The organism is Maribellus maritimus, assembly GCF_022267315.1.
Lineage (GTDB): Bacteria > Bacteroidota > Bacteroidia > Bacteroidales > Prolixibacteraceae > Draconibacterium > Draconibacterium maritimum.
The window spans coordinates 1-367 of sequence record NZ_JAIKLE010000185.1 but is presented as its reverse complement, the minus strand read 5'-3'; the positions used below and the strand labels follow the sequence as shown (position 1 = coordinate 367).

Below are 367 nucleotides of genomic sequence, written 5' to 3'. Positions count from 1 at the left end.
AAATATTGAAAACAACAAAAAGCGAATATTGAACAGTGAAAAGTTATACAAACGCAGGCAGGCGATAGTTGAGCATCCTTTTGGAACCATAAAACTGCAGTGGGGATTTAGCTACATTATCACAAAAAAATACATTAAAAGGGCCGAATCCGATTTTGGTTTTACAATGACAGCCTATAATCTGAGAAGGATTATCAATATTATTGGCAGGAAAAAATTACAAACATACCTGGAAGGTATTTTTTCAGTTTTATGTTCAGAAATTGCTCATCTTAAGCTATTTTTAAACCTGATAAACCAAATACTCAAACGAACAATGAAAAATCCGAAAATTTTAAACCTGCTTCAAAAACCATTCAATTGTTTA

At 31.6% G+C, this 367-nt stretch carries 1 pseudogene; it reads left to right on the top strand.

Annotation, left to right across the window (positions count from 1 at the left end):
• Positions 1-28: 28 nt before the first annotated feature.
• Positions 29-367, top strand: a pseudogene (locus tag K5G00_RS29610) (hypothetical protein); the annotation flags it as partial.